Genomic DNA, 24,958 nt, shown 5'->3' with positions numbered 1-24,958 from the left:
CCCGACAGGACTCGGGCACGCGGGGAAGGCTGGGCGCTCAGCCCGGCTTGGGGCGCGCCGCCTGGAAGGCCCGGGTCGCGCCCGTCACCAGCAACACGATGAGCCCGCCGGCGATGATGCCGGCCACCGCGTTCAGCAGCGAGGGCACCAGCGCGCCCAGCAGCCCGCCGACGCCCGGCACCGCCGACGCCGCGGTGGCCGTGTGCTCGATGAAGTGATGCACGGGCGCGATGCCGTGCGTGAGGATGCCACCGCCCACCATGAACATGGCGGCGGTGCCCACGATGGCCAGCCCCTTCATCAGGTACGGCGCCGTGGCGAGGATGCCCCGGCCCAGGCGCTGTTTGAACCCGTCCTTCTTCATCAGGTAGAGACCCGCGTCGTCGAGCTTCACGATGGCCGCCACCAGGCCGTAGACGCCCACGGTCATCAAGAGGGCGATGCCCGACAGCACGGCGACCTGCATCCCGAAGGACGCTGCGGTGAGCGTGCCGAGCGAGATGACCACGATTTCAGCGGACAGGATGAAGTCGGTGCGGATGGCACCTTTGATCTTGTCCTTCTCCATGGCCACCATGTCGACCTCGGGGTCGGCGACGGCCTTGATGCGCTCCTGCTGCTCCGCGGCCTGCTCCTCCTTGCCGTGCAGGAACTTGTGGGCCACCTTCTCGAAGCCCTCGAAGCAGAGAAAGGCGCCGCCCAGCATCAGCAGCGGAGTGATGGCCCAGGGCGCCAGCGCGCTGATGGCCAGCGCGGCGGGAACCAGGATCGCCTTGTTGACCATCGAGCCCTTGGCGACGGCCCAGACCACGGGCAGCTCCCGGTCGGCCTTCACGCCAGAGACCTGCTGGGCATTCAGGGCAAGGTCATCACCGAGCACACCCGCGGTCTTCCGCGTCGCGACCTTCGTCATCGCCGCGATGTCGTCCAGCAGGCTGGCGATGTCGTCAATCAGGGTGAGAAGGCTGCTTCCGGCCACGAGGTTCGTCCTGGTGTAGAGGGCATGGGTGCGTCCAAGGGACGGCCCAGCCCTGAGATATAGCCCGGATTAAGCGCGGCCACGCGCCTTCGATAGCGACATCTCCCCGGCTTGTCCCCCACCCCGCCTCGCGCCTAGTTTCCTGGAGTTCACCGAACTGGACCGTGACATGCGAGCCCGACGCCGGAGCTGGGTCCCCCCGTTGATGCTGGTCCTCCTGGGCGTGTCCTGCGCCCATCCACGCCCCGCGACGCAGGCCGGCGAGCGCCCCGCCCCCGGCTGCGAGCCCCCCGGGACGCTCTGCTGGGACTTCGAGGAGGGCCGCATCCCGGCCGGCTGGACGCCCTACCGCGACGAGTTCAGCGGCACGCTGCGTGTGGACGACACCCGGGCCTATCGGGGCCGGTACGCCCTGCACGCCCGGGCGCTGGCCGGTGGCACGGAGGGGAGCCAGGGTGGCCCGAAGAAGACGCTGCGCTTCGAGCTGCCCGCCGGCTTCGGGCCGGTGCTGTGGGGCCGCGTCTACGTCTACACCTCCCCCGCGCGCCCCATGTCACACGCGGGCCTCTTCAATGCCCGCTACCCCAGGCCCGGACGGACGGGCGGAGCCATGGACACGCTCGACTGGTACGAGGTCGCCACCTACCGGCAGCGGTACATGGCCATCTGGCACCCGCCCGAGCCGCCAGGGTTTCCGGAATGGGTGCGGTTGTCGGACACGCCGCTCGTGCTCGGTGACTGGGCCTGTCTGGAGTGGCTCTTCGACGGCGCGAATGGCACGCAGCCCGAGGCCGCGGAGCCGCGCGTCTGGCTCGACGGCACCGAGCTCCAGTGGCCCGAGACGTTCGTCTTCTCCGAGCCGCCCACCCAGCAGCGGCCGGTGCGCGAGAAGGTCACCGACTTCACGGTGCTGGAAGCCGGCGTGTTCCTCTACCAGGGGCTCCCCGTGCCCACCGACTGGTGGCTGGACGACCTCGCCGTGGGGCCCCGGCGCATCGGCTGCGAGCCACGACCTCGGGCGGGCGGCGCCCCCTGAGCGCGCGCTGGACCTGGCAGGCTGAATGGGGCATGCGTGGGGCCCACCCGACCTCCGAGCCCCTCCGGCCCGGCCTTCCCACGAGAGGAGTCCATGCGAGCCTGCCCGTGCTGCAGGGAGGTGCTGACCGCCGGCATCCTGGGCCTGGGCGTCCGCCGTCTCGCGGGGAGCTGTGAGGTCTGCGGCGACACGGTCTGCCAGGTGTGCCTGGGCACGCAGGTCCTGGCGGCCGGTGACTTCCGCCAGCGCCCGGTGGTCCCCGGGCAGGCGCACCGCAAGGCCCGAGGCCGCGTCTGCCGCGCCTGCTGGTGGGAGCACCTGACGGAGCGAGGCATCAAGCCCCCCTTCCCCGCTCCGCCGGGCCAGCGCGAGCGGGCCGCTCGGGCGGAGCGGGCGACCTGCCAGCACCCGGGCGTCACGCAGGCCATGGGCTTCTGTCCTGGCTGCGGTGACGAGGTGGAATGGAAGGCCGAGCACGGCAACCCCGTCTGCGTCGCGTGCGAGGCGCCCTCCCACCCGCGCTTCAATCACTGCTGGGCGTGCGGCGAGTCATTCGACGAGGCCAATACGCCAGAGCCGCAGGCCCTGGGTTACCGGCTCGAGTTCGACTGCGACGCGGAGGACTGCACCGGGAAGCTGGCGTGGCTGATGCCTTACTGCCCGTGGTGCGGGGAGGCGAAGCACTGGGACCCCGCGAGCGGCGGCCACCTGGAGTGCACGGAGTGCGAGCGCCGCCTGGACCGCGCGTGGGCCCATTGCGTGCGCTGCGGTGAAGAGGCCCCGCTGCCTGACGACTGTCCCCGGTGCGGCCAGGACCTGGAGGACGCGCCCTCCGCCACGCGCTGCGAGTCATGCCGCAACATCGTGTGTGGCGATTGCTTCGACACGCGGGTCGTTCCCTCCGACTCGGGCGAGCGCCAGGAGCGGTTGTTGTGCGCCACCTGCGGCGTGGGCTTCGAAGTGCCCACGCCTCCCTCCGCCGAGCCCGAGGACGAAGACGACGACGCGGGCGACGAAGACGTCCGTGCGGACGACGACGCGGAGGAAGGCGCCGAATCGGACGAGGGAGACGAGAACGACTCGAACGCGGACGCAGACGAACCTCCGGACGTGGAGCCGGAGCCTGAGCCGGAGCCTCGCGCTGAAGCACCGCGCGCGCCCGAACCGGCGCCGGTAGCGTCCGCGTGGGAGGTGCTGGGCATCACGCCCGGGGCGCCGCTCGCGGAGGCCCGCAGGGCCTATCTGGCGCTGGTGGCCCAGTACCATCCGGACAAGGTCGCGCAGCTCGGCCCCAAACTTCAGGCCCTGGCGCAGGAGGAGACGCGCCGGATCATCGAGGCCTGGGAGTACGTGCGCAGGAGAACTTCATAGACAGGCCCATTGGACGCGCGTCCAGACGGTGGGCCGGAGCTTCGGCGACACGGGCCCTATTGACGGCATCCCCGGCCCCAACACGAACAAGCCGAGCACGAAATCCGCGCGGCACGGGCACGAGGCCGGACCTTCCATGCGGGCCCGGTCCTCGTGCGAGAGGCTCAAGCGGGGGAGGACGGCTGTACCTCCTCGCCCGCGCGAATCTTCTCGGAGCGCTCCCGCAGCTCGCGCCACGAGTCCTCGTAGTCCTTCTTCAGCTTGGACCAGTCCGCGCCGTGGCTGCTCATCAGCCGGCGGAGGGCGGCCTCCGTATCATTGAGCGAGCGGCGGACGAATTGGAGCTCCTGCCGCGTGAGCCGTGAGTCCTCGGCGCGGGACTGGGAGATGGACGCATCCCAGCCATCCACCTGCGCGCCGAGCGCTCGAAGCTCCGCCTCTCGCTTGCGCTCGTAGCCGGCACGGACGAGCGCCATCTTCGCATCCATCTCGATGACGGCCTGGTTGGCGTCATCGTAGGACTTCCGGAGCTCGGCCTTGCCCTGGTCGAAGTTCCGCGTCTCCCGCTTGCTCAGCGCGTCCAGCTTGGAACGGAACGTGTCGAAGACGCGGCGAATCGCGGACATGTCCTTGAGCTCGTCGCTGGCCTGGCGGACGTCCGCCTGGGCCTCCGTCTCGGCGATCCGGGCGTCGAGCCGCTGCTTCTCCGCATCCATCTGCTTCACATAGGCCTCTTGCTCCGTCATGACGCGTGTCTCCTTCCGCGCGGCCTTCCGGGCGCGGCGCTGTGCTGACGTCATGCATGAGGGCTCACCCCCACGGACGCACACAGTGCGACGGACAAGGCCCGGGCGTCCGGCTCCCCGGGCCAGCGAAGGACGGAGCGCTCCCAGCGGCTAGTGGGCCTGGAGGTGCGCCACGGCGGCGTCGAACAGCGCGGCTTTCTGCGGGTCGCGGTCCCGCCAGTGTTCCGCGACCTCCTGGAACCGCGCGATCCACTCCGCCTCGGTGCGCGGCGCGTTCCCAGGCGCGTTGAACACCTGGAAGAAGAACGAGGTCGCCCCGCCGCCACTCTCCGGCACCGTCGCCGCCAGCGTGCCCAGGAAGTCCGTCAGCGCCGCGGCATCCATGCCCGTCTGGCGCATGAAGTCGCGCAGGCGCTCCATGTTGAAGCCGTTGCCGGACTCCTGCGTGAAGAGGTCGGGAGACGTCCGGCTGAGCTCCACGAGCTGGCTCGCGGTGAAGCCCATCTCCTTCAGCTCCGTGAGGCGTTCAGGCGTCGTGTCATCGCCGAGCAGCGGCGAGTTGGACTCCGCCAGCGCCATGATCTGCTCGTAGTCCAGGCCCATGGCGGCCAGTTGCTGCAGACGTCCGTCCGGCGCCGCCGCTAGCCGCTTCGCCGTCTCCGGCGGCACGCCCGCGCTGATGAGGAACTCCTCGCGCGCCTCGCGGCGGTCGCTCTCGCCTTCGATGGCGCCCTGCCACAGGGCGCTGCCAATCACGATGGCGCCGCCCACCACCCAGCCCACGGGGCCACCAAACGCAATCACCGCGCCGCCCACCGCCTGGAGCCCGAGCGCGGCCCCCATCTCCGCGTCGCCGTTGGCGAAGGCGTGGATGGAGCGCACGACGTCGATGCCCACGCCGAAGCGCGAGAGGACCTTGCCGCCGACGTTGTCGATCCACGACGCGGCGGAGCTGTTGCCCATCATCTTCGCGGCCACCGCGGCGATGTCCGGCCCGATACCCACCGCGTCCGAGGCCAGCTTCAGCGCGTCTCCCAGGTCCTCGGGCACCTCCATGCTCTGGGCGAAGCTGAAGGTCGCCAACCCGAGCGCGACGCCGCCAAAGGCGCTGAGCAACCGGCTGTCGCCGATGAGGCCCTGAATCTTCTGGAGCCCCTCCTGGAACGCGGCCTGCGCCTGGGGGCCGGTGGTGGGTGCGGCCGTGAGGAGCTTGTCGAGCTCACCGAGCACCTGCTGGAACTTCGACTCGTCTAGCCCGAACAACGCCGCGTACTTGCCAATGGGGCCCTCCAGGAGGACCCGCGCGGACGCGGTGTCCCCGCGCGCCATCAGCTCCGCGGCGTGATTGCCGAGCGCCTGGACCCACACCGTGGCCGCGCCCCTGGCGAAGTCCGGGCTGTTCTCCGCGAGCGTCAGCGCGTGGTCGATCAACCCCGGCTGGTCCGGGTTCGCGCTGGCCACCATGTCCTGGAAGAACTGGCTGCCCGCGCGGGTCATCCCCAGCGCTTCCGACGAGAGCAGGATGCGCTCGGCGTGGTTGTCGTAGGCGTCATTGCCCGCGCGCATGAAGTTCGCGTCGATGGAGGTCGCCGCGCCCGCCAGCAGGCCCCCCAACTGCTCGAACCGGGCGAACAGCTCCGCGTGCTGCTGCATGAAGCTGTCGAGCGCCGCCTGCCGCTGCGCGTCCGTCATCGCCGGCCCCATGTCCTGGAGCCAGAGCGCGAGCTGCTGCTGGAGCTCGGCGACCTCTTCGGCCACCTGCTCGAACTCCCCCTCCGCGGCGACCAGGCCCTGCATCGCGATGCCGCGCACGTCACTGGCCACCATGTCCCCCTGGATGGCCGTGAGTGAAGCGTCCAGGGAGATGGCGAAGCCCAGCCCGGACGAGTCCGCCATGGGCTGGGACGCGCCGGTGACGGCCCGGAGCGTGTCCAGGAACGTGAGGTTGATGGGGTTGCTCGGGTAGCCGCGTGCGATCGGGTCGGTCAGCAGGCGCGACTGCGCCCCCAGCGCGTCGCCCAGGCGGACCAGGCTCTCCATCCCCGCCCGGTACGCTTCAGCCTGTTCATAGGAGGGCTCATACGCCGCGAAGCCCTCCAGCATCCGCTGCACGTCGGGCTGCGACAGCAGGGCCTCGCGGTATTCCGGCGACGCCGTGGCCAGCATCCGCTCCAGCTCCACGGCGGCGGCGGCCGGGTCCCGCGCGGCGCCGAGCGTGGCCACGTCCGCGGCGACCTGCTGCGCCTGGGACAGCGCCAGCGGAGCCCCGAACAACTCCGTCTGCTGCTGGGCATCCAGACGGGCCGCGGCGGCGGCGTCCTGGACGTTCTCCGCGTGGGGATACGGCGGCGGCTGGTTCTCCGCCAGCGCCAGGTCGTTCGCCTCCCGCATGGCCTGCAGCGCGGCGTCCGCGTCCTGGGCCACCGTGTCGGGGTTGCGCCCCACCGCCGCGCGCGCCTCCTCCGCGCGAGCCTGGGCTTCCGCCGCGTCCGCCGGGGGCGCATCCGCCGCGCCCTCCTCGGCGAGGAGCGGCTCCGTGCTCACCGTCTGGGCGCTCGGCGTGAGCGGCTCCCGGGCCAGCCGCGCCGCCGCCAGCGATTGCCCGCGGAGGGCCTGGCCCTGCGGCCCCAGGAAGGCCCGCGCCTGCTGGGCCACGGCGGGCTGGGGCGCGGCGAAGCCCGTGAGGTTCAGGGGCGCCGTGGCCGTGCGCTCGAAGGTGCTCCGCGAGGGTGACGTCGTGGAGGCGGCCGGCTTCTCCGTGGCCTTCGGCTGCTCACGCGGCGCGGCGGGCTTCGACTTCGAAACCCTCGTGGAACCCAACTTCGAGCTGCGCATGGCTGTCCCCTCTCTTGAAATCCCTACAGACCTGGATATCACATCAAATGTCAGGGCAGGCCGCCATGCTGCGTCCGAGGCGGAAAACAAATTTCAGGAAACGGATGTCGCGTCATGCCGAAGCTGAACCAGATCATCGCCGTCGAGAAGGGCGTGAAGAACCGCTCCCAGCAGGAGCTCACCCAGGCCCACCACGACCTCCAGAAGCCGCAGTTGCTCAGCGGCATCTCCCGCACGTATCAGCCCCGTGACGAAGAGGGTGAGCGCTTTCCCCCCGAGTCCACCCGCGTGCAGGTTCGGACGCAGGACGTCCTCAAGAAGACGCAAGAGATTCTCACCCGGCTCTTCGACGTCACCGCCACCAAGGACCTCACCAACTGCCACGCGAAGGCGGACGTGCGCGTGGAGGGCAAGGTGCTGCTCAAGGGTGTCCCCGCCACGTATCTCCTGTTCCTGGAGAAGCAGCTCGTGGACCTGCACACCTTCGTGAAGAAGCTGCCCACGCTGGACCCGTCGGAGTCGTGGGTTCCCGACCCGGCGCAGGGCCTGTGGGCCACCGAGCCCGTGCAGACGGCGAAGACGAAGAAGGTCCCCCGCAACCACGTGAAGTCCGAGGCCACGGAGAAGCACCCGGCCCAGGTGGAGGTCTATTACGAGGACATCGTCGTCGGTTACTGGAAGACGGTGAAGTTCTCCGGCGCCCTCCCCGCCACGCGCGTGAATGACCTGCTGGAGCGCGTGGAGAAGCTGCAGCAGGCCGTCAAGTTCGCCCGCGAAGAGGCGAACGCCGTCGAGGTGGAGGAAATGAAGGCCGGCGAGGCCCTCCTCGGCTATCTGTTCGGCTAGACTCACGGCCGCAGACCTTTTGGAGTCCAGACTCAAACTCAGCAGCAGCTTCACGCCGAGCGTTCTCCGGCCGTCCCCCAGTGCAGGTTCGAGCCCTGCCCCCGCCACTCATCCCATGCGGCGGGGTAGCCCAATCACGGTAGAGGCAGGCGGCATCACGAGCGCGCGAAGCACCCCAGACTCAAAATCTCACTCCAGACTCAGCATTCGCTGTCGCAGGCCCGATCGACCGTTCCCGCCCCCTCCCTCGTGATGCTGGTGCAATTCCAGCCCGCCGCTCCATTCCACCTTGCGCGGCGGTCGTTCAATCGCAGGACCCGAGGTCTCAGTCGCAGGCAGGAACTTAAACGTGCGGGTCTCATCCATGGCAGCACCCCGGGCCCGGACAGGAGGACACCCTGCTCGGGCCCACTCTTTTCGAGCGGCGCGGCGGGACTTGACGCGCCCGGGCGGGAGCGCTCGGATGCGCCCCCATGGACCCGCTGCTGACCCGCGCCGAGGCGTCGAACTACACGCAAACGTCCCTGCACTCCGACGTTCTGGCCTTCGTGGATGCGCTGTGCCGCCGCACGAAGCTCGCGCGCCGGGTGGACTTCGGCCAGAGCGGTGAAGGCCAGCCCCTGGTGGCGCTGGTGGTGAGCGACCGCGGCTGCTTCACGCCCGAGCAGGCGCGCAAGCAGAAGAAGGTCGTGGTGATGGTGGAGGCCAACATCCACGCGGGCGAGGTGGAGGGCAAGGAGGCCGTGCTCGCGCTGGCGCGGGACCTCACGCTCACCCGCCTGGGGCAGACGCTGCTGGACAAGGTGTGCCTGGTGCTGGTGCCCGACTTCAACCCCGACGGCAACGACCGCATCAGCCCCAACAACCGGAGGCTCAACCTCCAGGAGCTCGAGGGGCAGGTGAACCCCGAGGGCGGCGTGGGCACCCGCTACACGGGCGAAGGCTGGAACCTCAACCGGGACAGCACGAAGCAGGAGGCCCCGGAGACGCGCGCCATGGCCGCGCTGCACCAGACCTGGTGGCCCCACGTCTTCATCGACTGCCACACCACCGACGGCAGCATCCACGCCTTCGACCTGACCTTCGACACGTCCCATTCGAACGAGCCGCTCTTCTCCAAGCTGCGCGCCTACAACCGGGGCATGCTGGAGCGCGTCGCCAAGGCGGTGCGGAGCCGCCACGGCTTCGACAGCTTCTGGTACGGCAACTACAAGAGCGAAGGAGACCCGCGCTCGGGGTGGCACACGTACCCGGCGCTGCCGCGCTTCGGCAGCCACTACCGGGGCCTGCTCGGCCGCCTGGACGTGCTCCTGGAGACGTACAGCTACATCGACTTTCCACGACGCTGCGCGGTGATGCGCGCGTGGCTGCTGGAGCTCTTCCGCGACGCGGCCCGCAACGCGGCCACCTACCGCGCCATCACCGACGAGACGCAGGCGGACATCATCGCGCGGGGCAAGTCCCCCGACGTGGAGACGCTCGTCGGCATCAACTACGGCGTGGCCACGCGCGACGACCAGGGGGCCCTGCTCTTCGAGTACCCCGCCTACGCGCGGCCCGGGGACACGGCGAACATCCTCGCCTTCGACGAGGCGAGCATCACCGCGCGGCGCTACCCCGGAAGGCGCAAGCGCACCTACGCGATGCCGCACCACCGGACCTTCGTCCCCACCCAGTCCGTGAGCACCCCGGAGGCCTACCTGGCGCCCGCGGAGCTGGCGGAGCGGCTTCAGGGGCATGGCATCCAGTTCGAGCGGCTGCCCAAGGCCCGCGCCTTCACGGTGGACAGCTACCGCGTGGCCCGGCGCGAGGAGACGTTCAGCCCCGACGTGGCCGCCAACGTGCCGCCGCCCGGCGAGGCCGAGGTGCCGCTCAGCCAGAAGCCCAAGCCGGTGCGCTTCGAGACGGTCCTCACGGTGGCCCCGGAGCGCACCACGCGGGACTTCCCCGCGGGGACGCTCTACGTGCCCACCGCCCAGCGCGCCGGGACGCTCGCCGTGTACCTGCTGGAGCCGCACTCCGACGACGGGTTCTGCCGGTGGCAGTACCTTGATGGCGCCATCACCGTGGGTGAGCCGTACCCGGTGCACCGCGTGGTGGGCGCCGCCACCGCGCCGAAGAAGGCGGAGTAGCCCCGCCGCCGGGCCTGGCGGGCGGGGCCGTGCGGCGGGCGCTCAGCGGCGCCAGCCGTGATGGGGGCGGCGCTCGTCACGGACCTCGCGCCGGCTCTGGTTCAGCTCGCGCTCCGCCACCTGGATGAGCTCCAGGATGAGCGTGCGCTTGTGGTGCAGGGCCCCGGGCTGACGCAGCCCCTCGATTTCATCGAGCTCCCGGGCAATGGCCTTCCGCGTCCGCAGCGCGGCGTGCTCGGCGCGCAGGTCTCCCCGGGCGTTGACGGCCTCGGCCCGTCCCCACATGGCCGCCCGGGGGCCGCCCCACTGCGACACCCGCGCGTTCCGCCGGGTCCGCCGTGACGCCTCCCAGTCCTTGGCCAGCTCCCGCTGGCTCTCCGCCAGCTCGGCGCGGAGCAGCTTGCGCAGGCTGGATTCCACGCTCACCATCTGCCGCTCGCTCCGGTTGGCCCAGGCGGCGTCGAAGCGGGACAGCACCTTCCTCAGCGCTTCCAGGTCGCGGCGGTCATCGCGCAGCTCACGCCGCTCCACGCGCGAGGAGCGGGGGCCATGCCCCTGGGCCTGCGCACTGCCGGTGAGAAGGAGGGCTGCGACCAGCGCGGTAGCGATGCGGTTCATGGATGCGTCCTCGTGAGCTCTGGGGCCCGCTTGCGTGTTCATGGGGACAGACGCATGCATCGCGGGCCTATTCAGTCCCATCCATCCGCCGTGGGGCGGCGGGATGTCCTGCATCGCACACATTTCCCGGCACCACGTCACACCGGAGGGATTCCGTTCGGCGGAAGCCAAGCCCATCTTCCTGGAATGACATCCAGCGGCGTGTCAGGACGGACGAAGGACGAGGCGCAGGGGCGCGCCACCATCCTCAACGTCAACGATACGCCCGCCGTCCTCTACCTCACGGGCCGCATCCTCACCCACGCGGGCTATCACGTCGTGGACGCCACCAGCGGCACGGAGGCGCTCCGGCTGGCGAGCGGTCGTCCGGACATGGTGCTGCTCGACGTGCACATGCCCGACATCGACGGCTATGAGGTCTGCCGGCGGCTGCGCGAGCAGGAGGACACGCGGGACCTGCTGATCGCGCACCTGTCCGCCGTCTCCGTCCGCCGCGAGGACCGGCTCCGCGGCCTGGCGCAGGGGGCGGACGCCTATTGGACGACGCCCCTGGGCGACGACGAGCTGCTCGCCAACGTCGAGGCGCTGCTGCGCCTGCAGTCACGGGCCCAGGCGGCGGTGCGGGCCCGCGACGAGTTCCTCGCCATCGCGGCGCATGAGCTGCGGACGCCGCTCACCGCCCTGCGGCTCAACCTGGAGCGCGTGCTGCACCACCTGGCGCGCACGCCGGGCGACACCCTGTCCCGGAAGACCATCGAGGCCAGCACCGCGCCCGCGCTGAGACAGCTCGTCCGGCTGCAACAACTGCTGGACACCCTGCTGGACGTGTCCCGCGTGGGGAGCCGCAGGCTGCGCCTCCACCTGGAGATGATGGACCTGGCCGAGGCCGCGCGCGACGTGGCCCAGCGCCTGGCCATGAACGCGCGCGCCGCGGGCGTGGACCTGACGCTGGCGCTCCCCAGCCACCCCGTGCTGCTCGCGGGGGACAGGCTCCGGCTGGAGCAGGTCATCAGCAACCTGCTCACCAATGCCTTCCGCTATGGCGAAGGCAAGCCCGTCCAGCTCTCCGTGGAGGCACAGGCGGACACCCTCCAGCTTCGCGTGAGGGACCAGGGCATCGGCATCGCGGAGCAGGACCAGGCGCGCATCTTCAACCGCTTCGAGCGCGCGGCCACCTCCGGCGGCTCGGACGGGCTGGGCCTGGGGCTCTACATCGCCCGCGAAATCGTCGCGGCGCACGAAGGGACACTCACCGTCGAAAGCCGGCCTGGTGCGGGCTCGACGTTTCAAGTCACGCTGCCCCGGCACCGGGCGGAAGCGTACTGACCGAAAGGAAGGCCTGTCGTGTCGTCAGGGGAAGAAGGCGGAAGCGGGCGGAAGGCGGCACCTCCCCGGTTGGAGACGGGCGTCCCCCGGCTCGACTTCATCACCAAGGGTGGCCTGCTCCAGGGCGCGTCCTACGCGTTGCTGGGGCCTCCCGGGTCCGGCAAGACGGTGCTGGCGCACCAGATTGCGTTCTGGCACGTCAAGCATGGGGGCAAGGCGCTCTACGTGACGCTGCTCACGGAGTCCCACGCCCGCATGCTGGCGAACCTGGAGGCCATGTCGTTCTTCGACGCGACGGTCATCCCGGAGAAGCTCCACTACCTCAGCGGCTACCGGCAACTGGAGACCGAAGGGCTCAAGGGGCTGCTGGAGCTGTTGCGGCGCGCGGCGCGGGCCCATCAGGCCACGCTGCTCATCCTGGATGGCATGGACGCGGCGAAGGAGTTCGCGCGCGGGGACCTGACCTACAAGCGCTTCCTGCAGGAGCTGCAGACCTTCGTCAGCATCATCGGCTGCACGACGCTGCTGCTGTCCCCGCACTACTCCGGCGACCTGCCGCCGGAGACCACCGCGGTGGACGGCGTCTTCGAGCTGTCGCTCTGGCTGTCGGGCCCGCGCGCGGTCCGGGAGCTGGTCGCGATGAAGTTCCGGGGCAGCGACTCGCTGCTCGGCAAGCACGAGCTGGAAATCTCCGACCGGGGCATCATCGTCCACCCCCGCACCGAGGTGCAGTTCTCCAACCCCACGGAGCAGACCGAGGAGCCCCGCGTGCGGATGGCCTTCGGCATTCCCCGCCTGGATGAATCCCTCCACGGCGGGCTGCTTTCGGGGTCCACCACGCTGCTGCTGGGCGCTCCCGGCACGGGCAAGACGCTGCTGGGGCTGCGCTTCCTCCTGGAGGGCGCCAGACAAGGCCAGCCGGGCGTCTACTTCGGCTTCTATGAGACGTCCCAACGCCTCATCGAGAAGGCCGAGGGCGTGGGCATGAGCGACCTCAAGCGGTTCGTGGACGAGGGGCTCATCGAAATCCAATGGCAGCCGCCGCTGGAGCACAACCTGGACGCGCTCGCGGAGCGGCTGCTGGAGCGCATCCAGGAGCGCAAGGTGAAGCGGCTGCGGCTCTTCGTCGACAGCGTCGCCGGGTTCCGCTCGGCGAGCGTCTACCCGGAGCGGATGAGCCGCTTCTTCTCCGCGCTCTCCCACCAACTGCGGATGCTGGACGTCACCACCGTCTACTCCGACGAGACGGCGCTCTTCTCCCCGGGCGTGGATTCACCCCAGCCGGACGCCGCCGCCTACGTGGAGAACGTCATCCTGCTGCGCTACGTGGAGCTGCGCTCCCAGCTCTACCGGCTGCTCTCCATCATGAAGATGCGGGAGAGCCAGTACGACAGCGGCATCCGGGAGTTCTCCATCACCGACAAAGGCATCACCGTCGCGGACACCTTCGAGAGCGCGGAGGCCGTGCTCACCGGCCACGCCGTGTTGAGGGGCGCGCCGGCGAAATCGCCCTCCAGCAAGCCGCCCATGGGCGCCAAGGCAGCGGCGAAGAAGTCCTCCCGGAAACCCAAGCGGAAGGCCACCCGGTCCACTGGGCGGAGGCGCTCATGAAGACGGTTCTGGTCGTCGACGACGAAATGGACATCGCAGAGGCGGTGAAGTCCATCCTCGAGGACGAGGGCTACCGGGTCGTCACCTGCGCGAATGGCCGGGAGGCCATTGACTGCCTGAAGGACGCGCGCCCGGACCTGGCCATCATCGACGTCATGATGCCGGTGATGAATGGCTTCGAGACCATCCAGGCCATCCGCGGCATGGAGGAGTTCGCGTCACTGCCTGTGCTCATCATGAGCGCCATCGACCCGTCGGTGCGGCCGCCCGACTACGACTGGGCGGGGTTCCTCAAGAAGCCCTTCTCTCTTGAGCGCCTGCTGGAGCAGGTGCAGAAGCTGGCGCCGCTCGCGGCGTAGCACCCCTCGGGCGGGTTGGAGCCTCCCGGCCCCGGGCGCTACGCTCGGGGCACCGCCGGTCCGCTGACCGGAGGTCGCCGTCAGGAGGCCGCCGTCCCATGAGATTCCTCGCCATCGCCCTGTGGGTATTCCTGTTGGCCCCCGCCTCGCACGCCGCGGACCGGGTCGCCGCGGCGCGCAAGGCGCGTGAAAAGCAGGTCGCCGCGCTCTTCAGCAAGGCGGGCGTGGCCTGGCCTCCCGAACAGCTCTACCTGCGCGCCTTCAAACACGAGCGCGAGCTGGAGGTCTGGGCGGGCACGCGCGCCGGTCCCCTGGTGAAGGTGCGGACGTATCCCTTCTGCGCCGCCTCCGGCGAGCTGGGCCCCAAGCGGCGGCAGGGGGACCTCCAGGTGCCGGAGGGGTTCTACACCATCGACCTCTTCAACCCGATGAGCAGCTACCACCTGTCCATGCGCGTCAGCTACCCCAACGCGGCGGACCGCTTCCACCAGGTGGCCGGGGTGTCGCTGGGCGGTGACATCTACGTCCACGGCGACTGCGTGAGCATCGGCTGCATCGCCATCGAGGACGGCCCCATCGAAGAGCTGTACCTCATGACGCTGGACACCCGAGCGAAGACGCGGCGCGACGTGCCCATCCACATCTTCCCTCGCCGGCTCGACGCGGCCGGCATGGCCGCGCTGGCGGAGCGGCTGGCACCGGACGCGCCGCTCGCCGCGTTCTGGCAGAGCCTCCAGCCGGCCTACCTCCAGTTCGAGGAGACGCGGCGCGTCCCCGCCACCTCGGTGGACCGGAAGACGGGCCGGTACCTCGTGAAGCCCGCGCGGACAGCCCGGCGCTGAGCGTCCCTGGCCCGGGACCGCCGCCGGCCCGCCCTACTTCGCGCGCAGCAGCACGAACTCCACGCGGCGGTTGAGCTCGCGCCCGCGGGGCAACAGGTTCGGCGCCTTGGGCCGGGAGTCCCCCAGGCCCACGGTGTCGATGCGCGACGCCTCCAGCCCCGCGTCGACCAGGGCCTTGGCCACGGCGTTGGCGCGGGCCTCGGACAGCGCCTTGCGAGCCGCCGCGGCGGGGCGCTCCTTGTTGTCGGTGTGGCCTTCGATGCGGAGCCGGAGGCTTTCATCCCGCACGAACATGTCCACCAGCAGGGCCAGCCCCGCCGTCGACCCCTTGCGCGGCGCCGCCTGCCGCTCCGCGAAGCGCGGCGCGCGTGGCAGCACCACGAGCTCCTTCTTCACGCGGACCTTCTGCGACTTCTTCACCGGCGCCTTCGCCAGGGTGAAGGACACGGTGGGCGCCGCCTCCCGGGAGAGCGTCACCTTCCGCGACTGCGCCAGGTAGCCCTGGGACAGGACGTCCAGCCGGTACTCGCCGGGCGGCAGCATGAGCTCCACCGGCTTGCGCGCCTTGCGGTCCATCACCACCCGCTGCGGCGCTCCCGAGGCGGACTTCACGTACACGGTGGCCGCGGCGGGCCGCCGCCCCGCGAGCACCTTGAGCAGCAGCTTCGCGGGCGCCACCGGCCCCTGCTCCGGCGCCTCCACCGTCTTCACCGGCGCGGTGACGGGCGGCGGCGCGACAGGCGCCGTCACGGGCGGAGGCGGCGGCTTCGCGGGCGCCTGGGCCACCGCGGCCACGGGCGAGCCCGCGTCCGGGACCTCGGGAATGGCCACGTCCGCGGGCGCGGCCGTCATCTCCGCCACCACGTCGTGTGACAGCTTCAGCTTCAGCCGGGGGTCCGGCGCGGTGGGGTTGATGGCGGGGAGCACCCGCACCCGCGCCCGCAGACCGCGCTGCACCTGCACCGTCACCGACGCCGTCAGCTTCCAGAGGAAGCCGCTCTCCTCGCTGAAGAGGTTCCACGACTCGTTGGCGTAGGTGACGTGGGAGACGAGCGTGTAGGAGCCCTCCTCCACCGTGAGCACCGCGAGCCGGTGCAGCCCCGGGCCGTTGAGCTTGTCCACGCCGGGGATGGCCAGGGGCTGGCCGTTGACGAGGAAGTCCGCCTCCACCAGCTTGTAGCCCCGTGACGTGCCGGCGCCGGGGAGCCCTTCGAAGGAGATGACAATCTCCGGCGGTGGCGTCTTCTTCACCATCGCCTGGAGCTGCCGGTCCAGGTCCTCGCGCGCCCGCAGCTCCACGGCGGACGGCTCCGCCGCGCGCGCGGAGGTGGCGAGCAGACCCATGATGACGAGAAGCGGAACTTGAGCGGAGATGGCGGCCACGGGGGAACACAGCATCTCACAACCTGGCGGCTCCGCGAGTTGTCCGCCACCCGGGCTGACGACCAGGCAACCCTCGGCAGCCCCCCTCCCCCGCCCGTGTATCAGGCTGTTTCAGGAGTGAAGGGACTTGTAGCTCCCATGCGGGGAGGTTTTCTCCCCCAGCGCGTTCCAGCTACCCAGGGAGGCCGCATTGGCGCTACGCCTGGGGGTATGACCGACTTCCAGTTCCAGGACATGCTGCCGCTGGGCAAGGACGAGACGCCGTACCGGCTGCTCTCGAAGGACCACGTCTCCACCTTCGAAGCCGGCGGCCGCACCTTCCTCCAGGTCGCGCCTGAGGCCCTCACCCTGCTCACCCGCGAGGCCATGCGCGACATCGCGCACCTGCTGCGCCCCGGCCACCTGAAGCAGCTCTCCAACATCCTCGAGGACCCCGAGGCGTCGTCCAACGACCGCTTCGTGGCGCTGGAGCTGCTGAAGAACGCCAACATCGCCGCCGGCGGCGTGCTGCCCTCCTGCCAGGACACGGGCACCGCCATCGTCATGGGCAAGAAGGGCCAGTACGTCATCACCGGCGGCAACGACGAGGAGGCCATCTCCCGCGGCGTGTTCGACACGTACCAGACGTCCAACCTGCGCTACTCGCAGATGGCGCCGCTGGACATGTACAAGGAGGTCAACACCGGCAACAACCTGCCCGCGCAGATCGAGCTCTACGCGACGGACGGTGACGCCTACAAGTTCCTCTTCATGGCGAAGGGCGGCGGCTCCGCCAACAAGAGCTATCTGTTCCAGGAGACGAAGGCGCTGCTCAACCCACAGAGCCTGCTGAGCTTCGTGGACGCGAAGATCCGCTCGCTGGGCACCGCGGCCTGTCCGCCGTACCACCTGGCCATCGTCATTGGCGGCACCTCCGCCGAGTACGCGCTGAAGACGGCCAAGTACGCCTCCGCGCGCTACCTGGACTCGCTGCCCACCGAGGGCAACACGCTGGGCCGCGGCTTCCGCGACGTGGCGCTGGAGCAGGAGATCCTCAAGCTCACGCAGCGCACCGGCATTGGCGCGCAGTTCGGCGGCAAGTACTTCTGCCACGACGTGCGCGTCATCCGCCTGCCCCGCCACGGCGCGTCCTGCCCGGTGGCCATCGCCGTGTCGTGCTCGGCGGACCGGCAGATTCTTGGGAAGATCACCCAGGACGGCATCTTCCTGGAGCAGCTCGAGGCGGACCCGGCGAAGTACCTGCCGGAGACGACGGCCAGCGAGTTGGGCGGCGAGGTGGTGAAGATCGACCTCAACCGCCCCATGAGCGAGATTCGCGCCGAGCTGTCGCGCTACCCCATCAAGACGCGCCTGTCGCTCAGCGGCCCGCTGGTGGTGGCGCGCGACATCGCCCACGCGAAGATCAAGGAGGTGCTGGACTCCGGCAAGCCGATGCCCCAGTACCTCAAGGACTACATGGTCTACTACGCGGGCCCGGCGAAGACGCCGGAAGGCTACGCCTCCGGCTCCTTCGGACCGACGACGGCCGGCCGCATGGACGCGTACGTGGACCAGTTCCAGGCCGCGGGCGGCAGCTTCGTGATGCTGGCCAAGGGCAACCGCTCCCCCGCCGTCACCGAGGCCTGCAAGAAGCACGGGGGCTTCTACCTGGGCTCCATCGGCGGCCCGGCGGCGCGGCTGGCCAAGGACTGCATCACCCAGGTGGAGGTGCTGGAGTACCCCGAGCTGGGCATGGAGGCCGTCTGGAAGATTGAGGTGGTGGACTTCCCCGCCTTCATCGTCGTGGACGACAAGGGCAACGACTTCTTCGCCAACATCAACAAGCCGTCGGCGGCGAAGAAGGCCTGAGGCTCAGGGCCCGGGCGGCTCCACCTGCCTGGGCGCCGCGCCCGAGCCCCGGCGCTTGGGGATGATGGAGCGGCGTGGCCCCTTGAGGGCCACGCCCAACAGCATCACCGCCGGGAGCAGCATCCCCAGCCCCTGGCCGAAGTTGTCGGGGGGCCTCACGATGGCCCCCAACACCAGCACGGAGAACAGCAGGCCACAGACGAGCCGGAGGAGGAGCGCGTTCACCCCTCCAGCCTAGACAGTCCGTGGCCGCTGTCCACCGGCCCCGTACCGAGCGGCTACCAGATCTTGACGCGTTGCTCGGGCGGCAGCCAGCCCTGGTCGCCCTCCTTCACGCCGAAGGCCTCGTAGAACTCGGGCATGTTCCGCACCACGCCGTTGACGCGGTACTGCGGCGGCGAGTGGGGGTCCGTCAGCAGCATCTGCCGCATGGCATCATCCCGGTACAGGCCGCGCCAGATCTGCCCCCAGCCCAGGAAGAAGCGCTGGTCCCCGGTGAAGCCGTCGATGACGGGCGGCGTCTGGCCCTGGGTGGACAGCTTGTAGGCCTGGTACGCCACGGTGAGGCCGCTCAGGTCGCCGATGTTCTCCCCCAGCGTGAGCTTGCCGTTGACGCTCATGGCCTCCAGCGGGCTGAAGCCGTTGTACTGCTCCACCAGCATGGTGGTGCGCTGCTCGAAGCCCGTCTTGTCCTCGGGCGTCCACCAGTCGCGCAGGTTGCCGTCGCCGTCGGAGCGGCTGCCCTGGTCGTCGAAGCCGTGGCTGAACTCGTGGCCGATGACGCCGCCGATGGCGCCGTAGTTCGTCGCGTCGTCCGCCTCCGGGTTGAAGAACGGCGGCTGCAGGATGGCGGCCGGGAAGACAATCTCGTTCATCGTGGAGCTGTAGTAGGCATTCACCGTCTGCGGCGTCATGCCCCACTCCTCGCGGTCAATGGGCTTGCCCAGCTTGCCCACCGCGCGCTGGTGCTCGAACAGCTCGCCCCGGCGGACGTTGCCCACCAGGTCTCCCGCGACGATGTCCAGGGGCGAGTAGTCCCGCCACTTGTCCGGGTAGCCAATCTTCACGCCGAACTTCGCCAGCTTCGCCTGGGCCTGCGCCTTGGTGGCGGGGCTCATCCAGTCCAGCCCGTCGATGCCCTTGCGGAAGGCCTCGCGCAGGTTGGCCACCAGCTCCTGCATGCGCTTCTTGGAGTCGGGGCTGAAGTGGCGCTCCACGTAGAGCTGGCCCACGGCCTCGCCCACCACATTGTTCACCTGGGCCACGCCGCGCTTCCAACGCGGGCGGTTCTCCTCCAGGCCCTGGAGCGTCTTGCCGCGGAACTCGAAGTTCGCCTGCTCGAAGGCGCTGCTGAGCAGCGGCGCGCGGGTGTCCAGCACCTTGAAGGCCAGGTAGCTCTTGATGACCGGCAGCGGCGTGGACTTCAGCAGCCCGCTCATGGCCTCCAGGTAGTCCGGCTGGCGGGCGATGACCGCGGGCGTGGCCTCCGCGCCGGACGCCTTCAGGAAGCGGCCCCACGAGAAGCCCGGCGTCAGCGCGTCCAGCTCCGCGACGCTCTTGAGGTTGTACGTCTTCTCCCGGTCGCGGTTGCGCGTCCGGTCCCACTGCTTCGCGGCCAGCGCCGTCTCGAAGGCCATGACGTCCTGGGCGGCCTTCTTCGCGTCCTTCTCACCGGCCAGCGTGAGCAGCTTCTCGATGTAGGCCACGTACGCGGCGCGGACCTCGACGAAGCGCGGCTCCTGCTTGGTGTAGTAGTCCCGGTCCGGCAGGCCCAGTCCGAGCTGCGTGGCGTAGACGATGTAGCGCGTGGCCTGCTTCTGGTCCTGGCCCACGAAGATGCCGAAGGGCACCGGCACGCCCTCGCGCAGCAGCGTGGCGAACAGCTCCGGCAGCGCGTCCGCGCCCTTCACGGCCTTCACGCGCGCCAGCTCGTCGTTCACCGGCTTCAGGCCCAGCGACTCGATCCGCTGGGTGTCCATGAAGCTGTTGTAGAGGTCACCCACCTTCTGCGCGGTGGAGCCCGGGTGGCGCTCCTTGGCCGCGGCGGACTCCTCGATGATGGCGCGCATGGCCAGCTCGGCCTTGTCCGCCAGCTCGATGAAGGTGCCGTACCGGGCGCGGTCCGCGGGGATGGACGTCGTCTTCAGCCAGTTGCCGTTGACGAAGGTATAGAAGTCGTCCTGCGGCCGGACGCCGCGGTCCAGGTGCTTCAGCTCCACGCCCAGCGAGCGCACGGCCTCCGTGGAGGCCGCCTTCGCGGCGGTCCCCGACGTCGAGGCGGGCACCGCCGGCGGGGGCGCGTCATCCGAGGGCGCCGGCTGCTGCGTGGTGGCACAGCCGGTGAGGAGCAGGGTGCCCAGGGCGCTGCGGGCCCAGGCACGGCGGGAGAAGGTCTTCAGGGGGCTCAATGAGGCTCCGAGAGAAATGTGGGGCGGCGAATGCTGCCAGACGCGGAGGGTCGTCGTCCCTCCGGGCAGGCAGGAAAAACACCTGGGCCCGGCCCCTATTCCATGGGGAGGCCCCCGCCGCACCTTCCGCGCGGCGGGGCCCTCTCGGAGCGTGCGCTAGGGCTGCGGCTTCCCCAGCACCGGCGCGGGCACCGGGGCCTGGGGCGCTGGCGGCGTCACCGTGACGTCCTGCGCCAACGCCTCCCCATCATGGAAGCCCTTGGCGCTCACCGCCGCGCCCCGGAACAGCGCCCAGCCCGGCATGCCGCGGTGATACGTGCGCGTCATGTGCCAGAGCTGGAGCCCGCTGTTGGCCAGGTACAGGTAGAGCGAGCGCTTCGGGTTCCACGGGTTCGGCAGCGCCAGGGCCAGGCCGTCGTCCGGGCGCCCGTACGTCTTGCCCTGCCAGCGGAAGTAGCGCCGGCCCAGCTCCACGGGCAGCTTCTTCTCGTCCATCAGCCGGGCAATCAGCGCGTGGTCCTCCGCGCCGCCGAAGAGGATGAGGTCCCGGTCCGCCAGCTCCGCGTCCGTCACCTCCGCGTCCGGCTTGAGGGGCAGCAGGTACTCCACGAACGCGTCCGCCAGCACCTCGCGGTAGCCCAGCGCCAGCGTGCGCATGGACTCCGTCTGGCGCGCGGTGCCGTGGACCAGCAGGAGCCGCTCCCAGGCGTCGAGCTGGTTCGTCAGCGTCTGGAAGCGCTCGCGAGGCACCGGGAGGTCATTGGCCGCGTTGAACACCACGCGGACAGGTGCCTCGGCCGTGCGGAAGGTGAACGTCTCGCTGAGCCCCTTCACCTCCACGCGCTCCAGCGTGGCGCCCTTCGCCGTGCGGACCTCCACCAGCGTGACGAAGTGCCACGGGCGCGGGCCGGGCTGCTCCACCTTCAGCGTCACCTCGTAGCCGTCCTTCACCTGCGCGGCGGTGGCGCGGATGCGCGGCTGCGGCAGCCCCGTCTGCTCCACCCACTGCGAGACGAGGAGCCCCACGTCGCGGCCGGTGGCCTCCAGCACCGCCCGCTTGAAGTCCGCCGTGGTGACGTCCTTGTTGGCGTAGCGGCCGTGCAGGAACTTCATCGCCTTGGAGAACCCGGCGTTGCCCAGGTGCAGCCGGAGCTGGTGCAGCAGGAAGGTGCCCTTGATGCGAGGCAGCAGGTAGGCGCCATAGCGGCCGTAGTCCGTCTTCGCGTTCACCGGGACCAGGTCCGCCTCGCGCGAGGTGGTGAAGAGGTACTTCGCGTTGAGGTCCGCCAGGGCGTCGCGCTGGTACTCGAAGGCCTTCTCCGACGTCCCACCGTCCGCGGGCAGCGCCTTGAGCAGCTTCCAGTACGCGGCGGTGCCGCTGACCAGCCAGTTGTCCCCATCCGTCTTCGGGAACAGGGTGTTGGCCCAGAGCAGGCTCCGGTCGAAGACGAAGACGTCCTTCACCTTCGACACGTCCCGCTTGAGCGTGGCGGGCTCCTGGGGCGCCTTCCATGTCTTGTGGGCCGCCTTGAGCTTGTCCGCCACGACGATGGGGCTGAAGGCCGTATAGCCCAGGGACAGGTGTGGCGTGGCGCCGGGCAGGTCGGGAATCCACCGGCCGCCCACCATCTTCTCGCGCAGCGTCGTCTTGCCGTAGTGGGCCAGGAACATCAGCTTCTGGGCCATCTCCGACGTGGTGACCTTGCCGTCACAGGCGTGCGGCCGGTTGATGGGGCTGGAGGCCAGCATCCGGATGGCGGCATCCAGGTCGAAGCCCTTCTTGCCGTACTTCGCGTAGTACTCCTGGAAGGCGATGTCGCGGTTCCAGGTGTTGAAGGCCAGGTCCACCGGGGCGTTGTCCGGGTTGGGCACGTACTCCTTGCGCACCTCCAGGTCCCGGTTGTTGTTGTTGGCCCAGATGAAGTCCTTGAGGTTGCCCGGCGTGTCCGCGGCCTGGCCCTTGCCGCCGGTGCGCCACAGGCGCGTCTTCTTCGTCCCCAACAGGAGGCACGCGCCCTCGTCCGTCTTCGCGTCCGCGAGCGTCCAGTCGTTGGTGTAGAGGCCGTTGTTGCCGTCCTTCATGATGCGGGCCACGTCGTCGATGGACGACGCGTACTGCGCGGCCTTGCGGATGCGGTTGCTCTGCGGCGAGCCGTTCATGTCGAACGGCGACTGCCCCACCGTCGTCTCGCCGATGACGAGCCCCGAGGCATTGACGTACCAGTCCGCGCCGCTGTGGATGCCGCCGGGGAAGGTCTGCATCACGAAGCGGTGGCCCTTGGTGGGCTGGACGTCCAGCACCACGTCCCAGTGCACGCCGGTGTAGCCGCTCCACATGAAGATCTGCCCCATGATGGCGCGGCCATCCGGGGTGGCGGACTTCGTGGCCACGAAGGAGGAGCAGTGGTCGCCCTTCCCTGCGCGCGCGGCCTCCTCCTCCGCCTTGAGGAAGGTACGGCCGGTGAGCGGCGTGGCCGTGGCGCGGTTCGCCTCCGCGAGCTGCCCCGCGTCCACGGCGGAGTTGAGGGTGACGATGTCCAGCAGGTCCAGCTCGCGGTCCTTGAACTTCGCGCCGGCCTTGTTCGCGCCGTCCGCGATGCCCTTCATCTCCTCCAGGAACTCCGCGTCGTACTTGCGCAGGAAGAGCGCGTCCGCGAGCAGGCGCTGGTGGTTCCACCCCTTGCTCGCGTCCGTCTTGTCCTTTTCGATGCCCAGCTTCTCGATGTAGCGGACGATCTCCTGGGGCACGAGCTGGCCGAACTGGTGGCCCCGCTCGTAGGGCTCGCCCTCGATGTGGACGAAGATCCAACCGCCCTCGTCGTAGCGGAAGCCCTTGCCCGCCCAGCGCACCGTCTCCATGGGGATGTAGGCGGTGATGTCCTCCACCCTCTCCACGCGCACGTCGTCGAACCACGCGGTGCCCGTGGCCTTGCCATTGCGGCCCAGGTGGAGCTGCACCCGGTCCGTGGACTGGGTGGCGAAGAAGAGCACCGACGCGCGGCCCCCCGCCTCCGTCGCGGGCGCGGGCGAGCAGTTGGTGAAGGGGAAGCTCTTCATCGACAGGCAGGCGCCGTGCGCGGTGGGGTAGCGCGCCTGGGGGTCCGCCTGCACGCCGCGCGTGCGGACCCAGGCGCTGAGCCGGTAGAGCTGGCCCACCTGGAGCTTCATCGCCTCGGACTCGACGGTCGTCTCCGCGCCGCCCACCGGGTTCTCGATGGCGAGGCCCCGCTTCCCCTCCACCTTCGCCGCCGCGCTGCCGGACACCTTCCCCTGCCCCTGGGCCTTCCAGAACGCGGGGAGCGAGCCGGAGCCTCCCGCCAGCTCGAAGGTGCCGTTGGGCACGAGGACAGGCGTGGACGCGGGTGCAGGCGAGGGCGCGGGCGCGGCGGCGCTCGCAGGGGCGGCGTGGAGCGTGCTCGCGGACAGCAGCAGCGCGCCAAGCAGCCTGGACGTCATGCGAAAAGCGGACATGGGGCTCCCATCCCGGACGGGCACCGGGAAGCGGGTAGAGGTGGCCGGGGCGCATGACACCCCCGCCCCCCGCGAGCGTCAATCGTGATGCGCCGCGAGGCGCCCATGACGCGCGGCGGCTTCCCCGTGGCGGCCGCCCGGCCGTCAGTCCGTCAACGGAGGACCCAGGCGCTCGTGCGGAGGAGCAGGCGGGCCGCGCGCCGCACGGCGTCCACCCGTCGCGCCGAGGTCGCTGGCGGTGAGACGGGCGCGTCCCAGTCGAAGGTGAGGAGCCGGTTGAGGAAGCCCTGCTGGACACAGCCCTCCAGGCTGAAGACGTGGAGGTCGTGCGTCCAGCGCACCGCCAGGCGCAGGTCGCGCGAGAACTCGGCCCAGTCCAGGGGCCTGGCGGCGAAGACCCCCGGCAGCTCCACGCCGCCGCCCGTGACGCCCACCGCCAGGGACTGGCTTCCTGGCCCGTAGCTCCACAGCACGGAGGGCCCATGAGGCCGCAGGAAGCTGGTGTAGAGCATCAGCACCTCCCGATCCGCCGGCAAATCCAGCACCCCCGCCAGCCGCTGCACCAAGGTGGAGCGTGACTGCCGCTCGTCCACGATGACGGGGAATTGGTAGGCGTCCACCCGGTAGCCGTCCGCGCGGATGCGGTCCATCAGCCGCGTGTACCCTGCCCTCGCGTCGCGGACACGCCGGCCCTGGACCAGCCGGGGCAGGATTTCGCCCAGCTGCCGCCAGCCGCCTTCCATCCAGCTCCGCAGCTCGCGGATGTCCGGCTCGATGTCCAGGCCCACGCCTTCCCACACCAGACGGTGCTCGGCGGTCCACGCCTGGAAGGACTCGTAGCGGGCCGTGGCCTGCTCCACGTTGCCGGCATGGAACCAGTACCCCTGTTCGGTCGGCAGCAGCAGCCACGCGGTGACGGGGATGCCCACCCGGTTCAGCCGCTGGACGACCTGCGCGCGCTCCGGGCTCAGGTCGAGCAGGCCCAGGCTCACGCCGGCCTCCAGCGCCACCAGGTCCTCCACGACGCCGGGAGTGGCGAACAGCTCACGAAGGGCGTCCGCCTGCAGCTCGCAAAAGAAGGTCAGCATGTGCGGTTTCATGTCAGCCTCGCGCCGCCCGGATTTCGTGCGCCATACCACCCTGGAGT

The 24,958-nt window shown here is 70.2% G+C and carries 18 protein-coding genes; 9 read left to right on the top strand and 9 right to left on the bottom strand.

All coding sequences use genetic code 11. From position 1 onward, the window contains the following. Positions 1 to 37 precede the first annotated feature (37 nt). Complete coding sequence (locus tag MYMAC_RS15740; protein ID WP_013939751.1) at positions 38 to 979, bottom strand: DUF808 domain-containing protein; 942 nt, start codon at positions 977 to 979, stop codon at positions 38 to 40. Positions 980 to 1,148: 169 nt separating this feature from the next. Between MYMAC_RS15740 and MYMAC_RS15735 the strand changes: the two genes are divergently transcribed. Both MYMAC_RS15735 and MYMAC_RS15730 read left to right on the top strand, forming a co-directional pair. Continuing rightward, a complete protein-coding gene (locus tag MYMAC_RS15735) occupies positions 1,149 to 2,015 on the top strand; it encodes a hypothetical protein (protein ID WP_239989553.1) in 867 nt (288 codons plus the stop codon). A gap of 93 nt (positions 2,016 to 2,108) precedes the next feature. Then, positions 2,109 to 3,386 carry a J domain-containing protein gene (locus tag MYMAC_RS15730; RefSeq protein WP_239989552.1) on the top strand — a complete coding sequence of 426 codons (1,278 nt, stop codon included), beginning with the start codon at positions 2,109 to 2,111 and terminating at the stop codon, positions 3,384 to 3,386. A gap of 164 nt (positions 3,387 to 3,550) precedes the next feature. Here MYMAC_RS15730 and MYMAC_RS15725 read toward each other — a convergent pair whose 3' ends face one another. Further along, entirely contained in the window at positions 3,551 to 4,132 is a 582-nt protein-coding gene (locus MYMAC_RS15725) for a GumC domain-containing protein (protein ID WP_095958686.1), read from the bottom strand. Between the two features lie 150 nt (positions 4,133 to 4,282). Beyond that, positions 4,283 to 6,967 (bottom strand): hypothetical protein, encoded by a 2,685-nt coding sequence (locus MYMAC_RS15720; RefSeq protein ID WP_095958685.1) that lies wholly within the window; start codon positions 6,965 to 6,967, stop codon positions 4,283 to 4,285. Between the two features lie 114 nt (positions 6,968 to 7,081). Here MYMAC_RS15720 and MYMAC_RS15715 point away from each other — a divergent pair, with 114 nt between their 5' ends. Both MYMAC_RS15715 and MYMAC_RS15710 read left to right on the top strand, forming a co-directional pair. Then, positions 7,082 to 7,813, top strand: coding sequence for a DUF7873 family protein (locus tag MYMAC_RS15715; protein ID WP_013939745.1), 732 nt, complete (start codon positions 7,082 to 7,084; stop codon positions 7,811 to 7,813). 473 nt (positions 7,814 to 8,286) lie between these two features. Then, positions 8,287 to 9,945: a M14 family zinc carboxypeptidase gene (locus MYMAC_RS15710; protein ID WP_095958684.1), complete on the top strand. Its 1,659-nt coding sequence runs from the start codon at positions 8,287 to 8,289 to the stop codon at positions 9,943 to 9,945. Positions 9,946 to 9,987: 42 nt separating this feature from the next. On the opposite strand, the gene MYMAC_RS15705 is transcribed toward MYMAC_RS15710, so the two are convergent. Beyond that, positions 9,988 to 10,563, bottom strand: a complete 576-nt coding sequence (locus tag MYMAC_RS15705) for a hypothetical protein (protein WP_239989551.1) — start codon at positions 10,561 to 10,563, stop codon at positions 9,988 to 9,990. Between the two features lie 201 nt (positions 10,564 to 10,764). On the opposite strand from MYMAC_RS15705, the gene MYMAC_RS15700 reads away from it, so the two are divergent. From MYMAC_RS15700 to MYMAC_RS15685, 4 genes are all read left to right on the top strand, one after another. Beyond that, complete coding sequence (locus tag MYMAC_RS15700) at positions 10,765 to 11,889, top strand: hybrid sensor histidine kinase/response regulator (RefSeq protein ID WP_239989550.1); 1,125 nt, start codon at positions 10,765 to 10,767, stop codon at positions 11,887 to 11,889. Between the two features lie 18 nt (positions 11,890 to 11,907). Then, entirely contained in the window at positions 11,908 to 13,500 is a 1,593-nt protein-coding gene (locus tag MYMAC_RS15695; protein ID WP_095958681.1) for a DUF7125 family protein, read from the top strand. Then, entirely contained in the window at positions 13,497 to 13,859 is a 363-nt protein-coding gene (locus MYMAC_RS15690; protein ID WP_013939740.1) for a response regulator, read from the top strand. The genes MYMAC_RS15695 and MYMAC_RS15690 overlap by 4 nt, the downstream gene beginning before the upstream one ends. Before the next feature lie 98 nt (positions 13,860 to 13,957). Then, complete coding sequence (locus MYMAC_RS15685; protein ID WP_095958680.1) at positions 13,958 to 14,701, top strand: L,D-transpeptidase family protein; 744 nt, start codon at positions 13,958 to 13,960, stop codon at positions 14,699 to 14,701. Positions 14,702 to 14,734: 33 nt separating this feature from the next. Here MYMAC_RS15685 and MYMAC_RS15680 read toward each other — a convergent pair whose 3' ends face one another. Further along, entirely contained in the window at positions 14,735 to 16,099 is a 1,365-nt protein-coding gene (locus tag MYMAC_RS15680; protein ID WP_095958679.1) for an OmpA family protein, read from the bottom strand. Positions 16,100 to 16,294: 195 nt separating this feature from the next. Here MYMAC_RS15680 and MYMAC_RS15675 point away from each other — a divergent pair, with 195 nt between their 5' ends. Beyond that, entirely contained in the window at positions 16,295 to 17,932 is a 1,638-nt protein-coding gene (locus tag MYMAC_RS15675) for a fumarate hydratase (RefSeq protein ID WP_170114737.1), read from the top strand. 3 nt (positions 17,933 to 17,935) lie between these two features. Here the strand turns inward: MYMAC_RS15675 and MYMAC_RS15670 are convergent, their stop codons facing one another. The 4 genes from MYMAC_RS15670 to MYMAC_RS15655 all read right to left on the bottom strand — a co-directional run bounded on the left by MYMAC_RS15670 (position 17,936) and on the right by MYMAC_RS15655 (position 24,899). After that, on the bottom strand, positions 17,936 to 18,157 hold the full coding sequence (locus MYMAC_RS15670) for a hypothetical protein (protein WP_095958677.1): 222 nt from the start codon (positions 18,155 to 18,157) through the stop codon (positions 17,936 to 17,938). 53 nt (positions 18,158 to 18,210) lie between these two features. Then, positions 18,211 to 20,340 (bottom strand): M13 family metallopeptidase, encoded by a 2,130-nt coding sequence (locus MYMAC_RS15665; protein ID WP_095958676.1) that lies wholly within the window; start codon positions 20,338 to 20,340, stop codon positions 18,211 to 18,213. Positions 20,341 to 20,496: 156 nt separating this feature from the next. Beyond that, positions 20,497 to 23,811, bottom strand: a complete 3,315-nt coding sequence (locus MYMAC_RS15660) for a C45 family autoproteolytic acyltransferase/hydrolase (RefSeq protein WP_095958675.1) — start codon at positions 23,809 to 23,811, stop codon at positions 20,497 to 20,499. 152 nt (positions 23,812 to 23,963) lie between these two features. Continuing rightward, positions 23,964 to 24,899, bottom strand: coding sequence for a hypothetical protein (locus MYMAC_RS15655; RefSeq protein WP_204817668.1), 936 nt, complete (start codon positions 24,897 to 24,899; stop codon positions 23,964 to 23,966). Between the last annotated feature and the right edge of the window lie 59 nt (positions 24,900 to 24,958).

Origin of the sequence: Corallococcus macrosporus DSM 14697 (assembly GCF_002305895.1) — a bacterium.
GTDB classification, from domain to species: domain Bacteria; phylum Myxococcota; class Myxococcia; order Myxococcales; family Myxococcaceae; genus Myxococcus; species Myxococcus macrosporus.
Note: the sequence above shows the minus strand (reverse complement) of the source record. Positions and strands in the feature narration are given on the sequence as shown.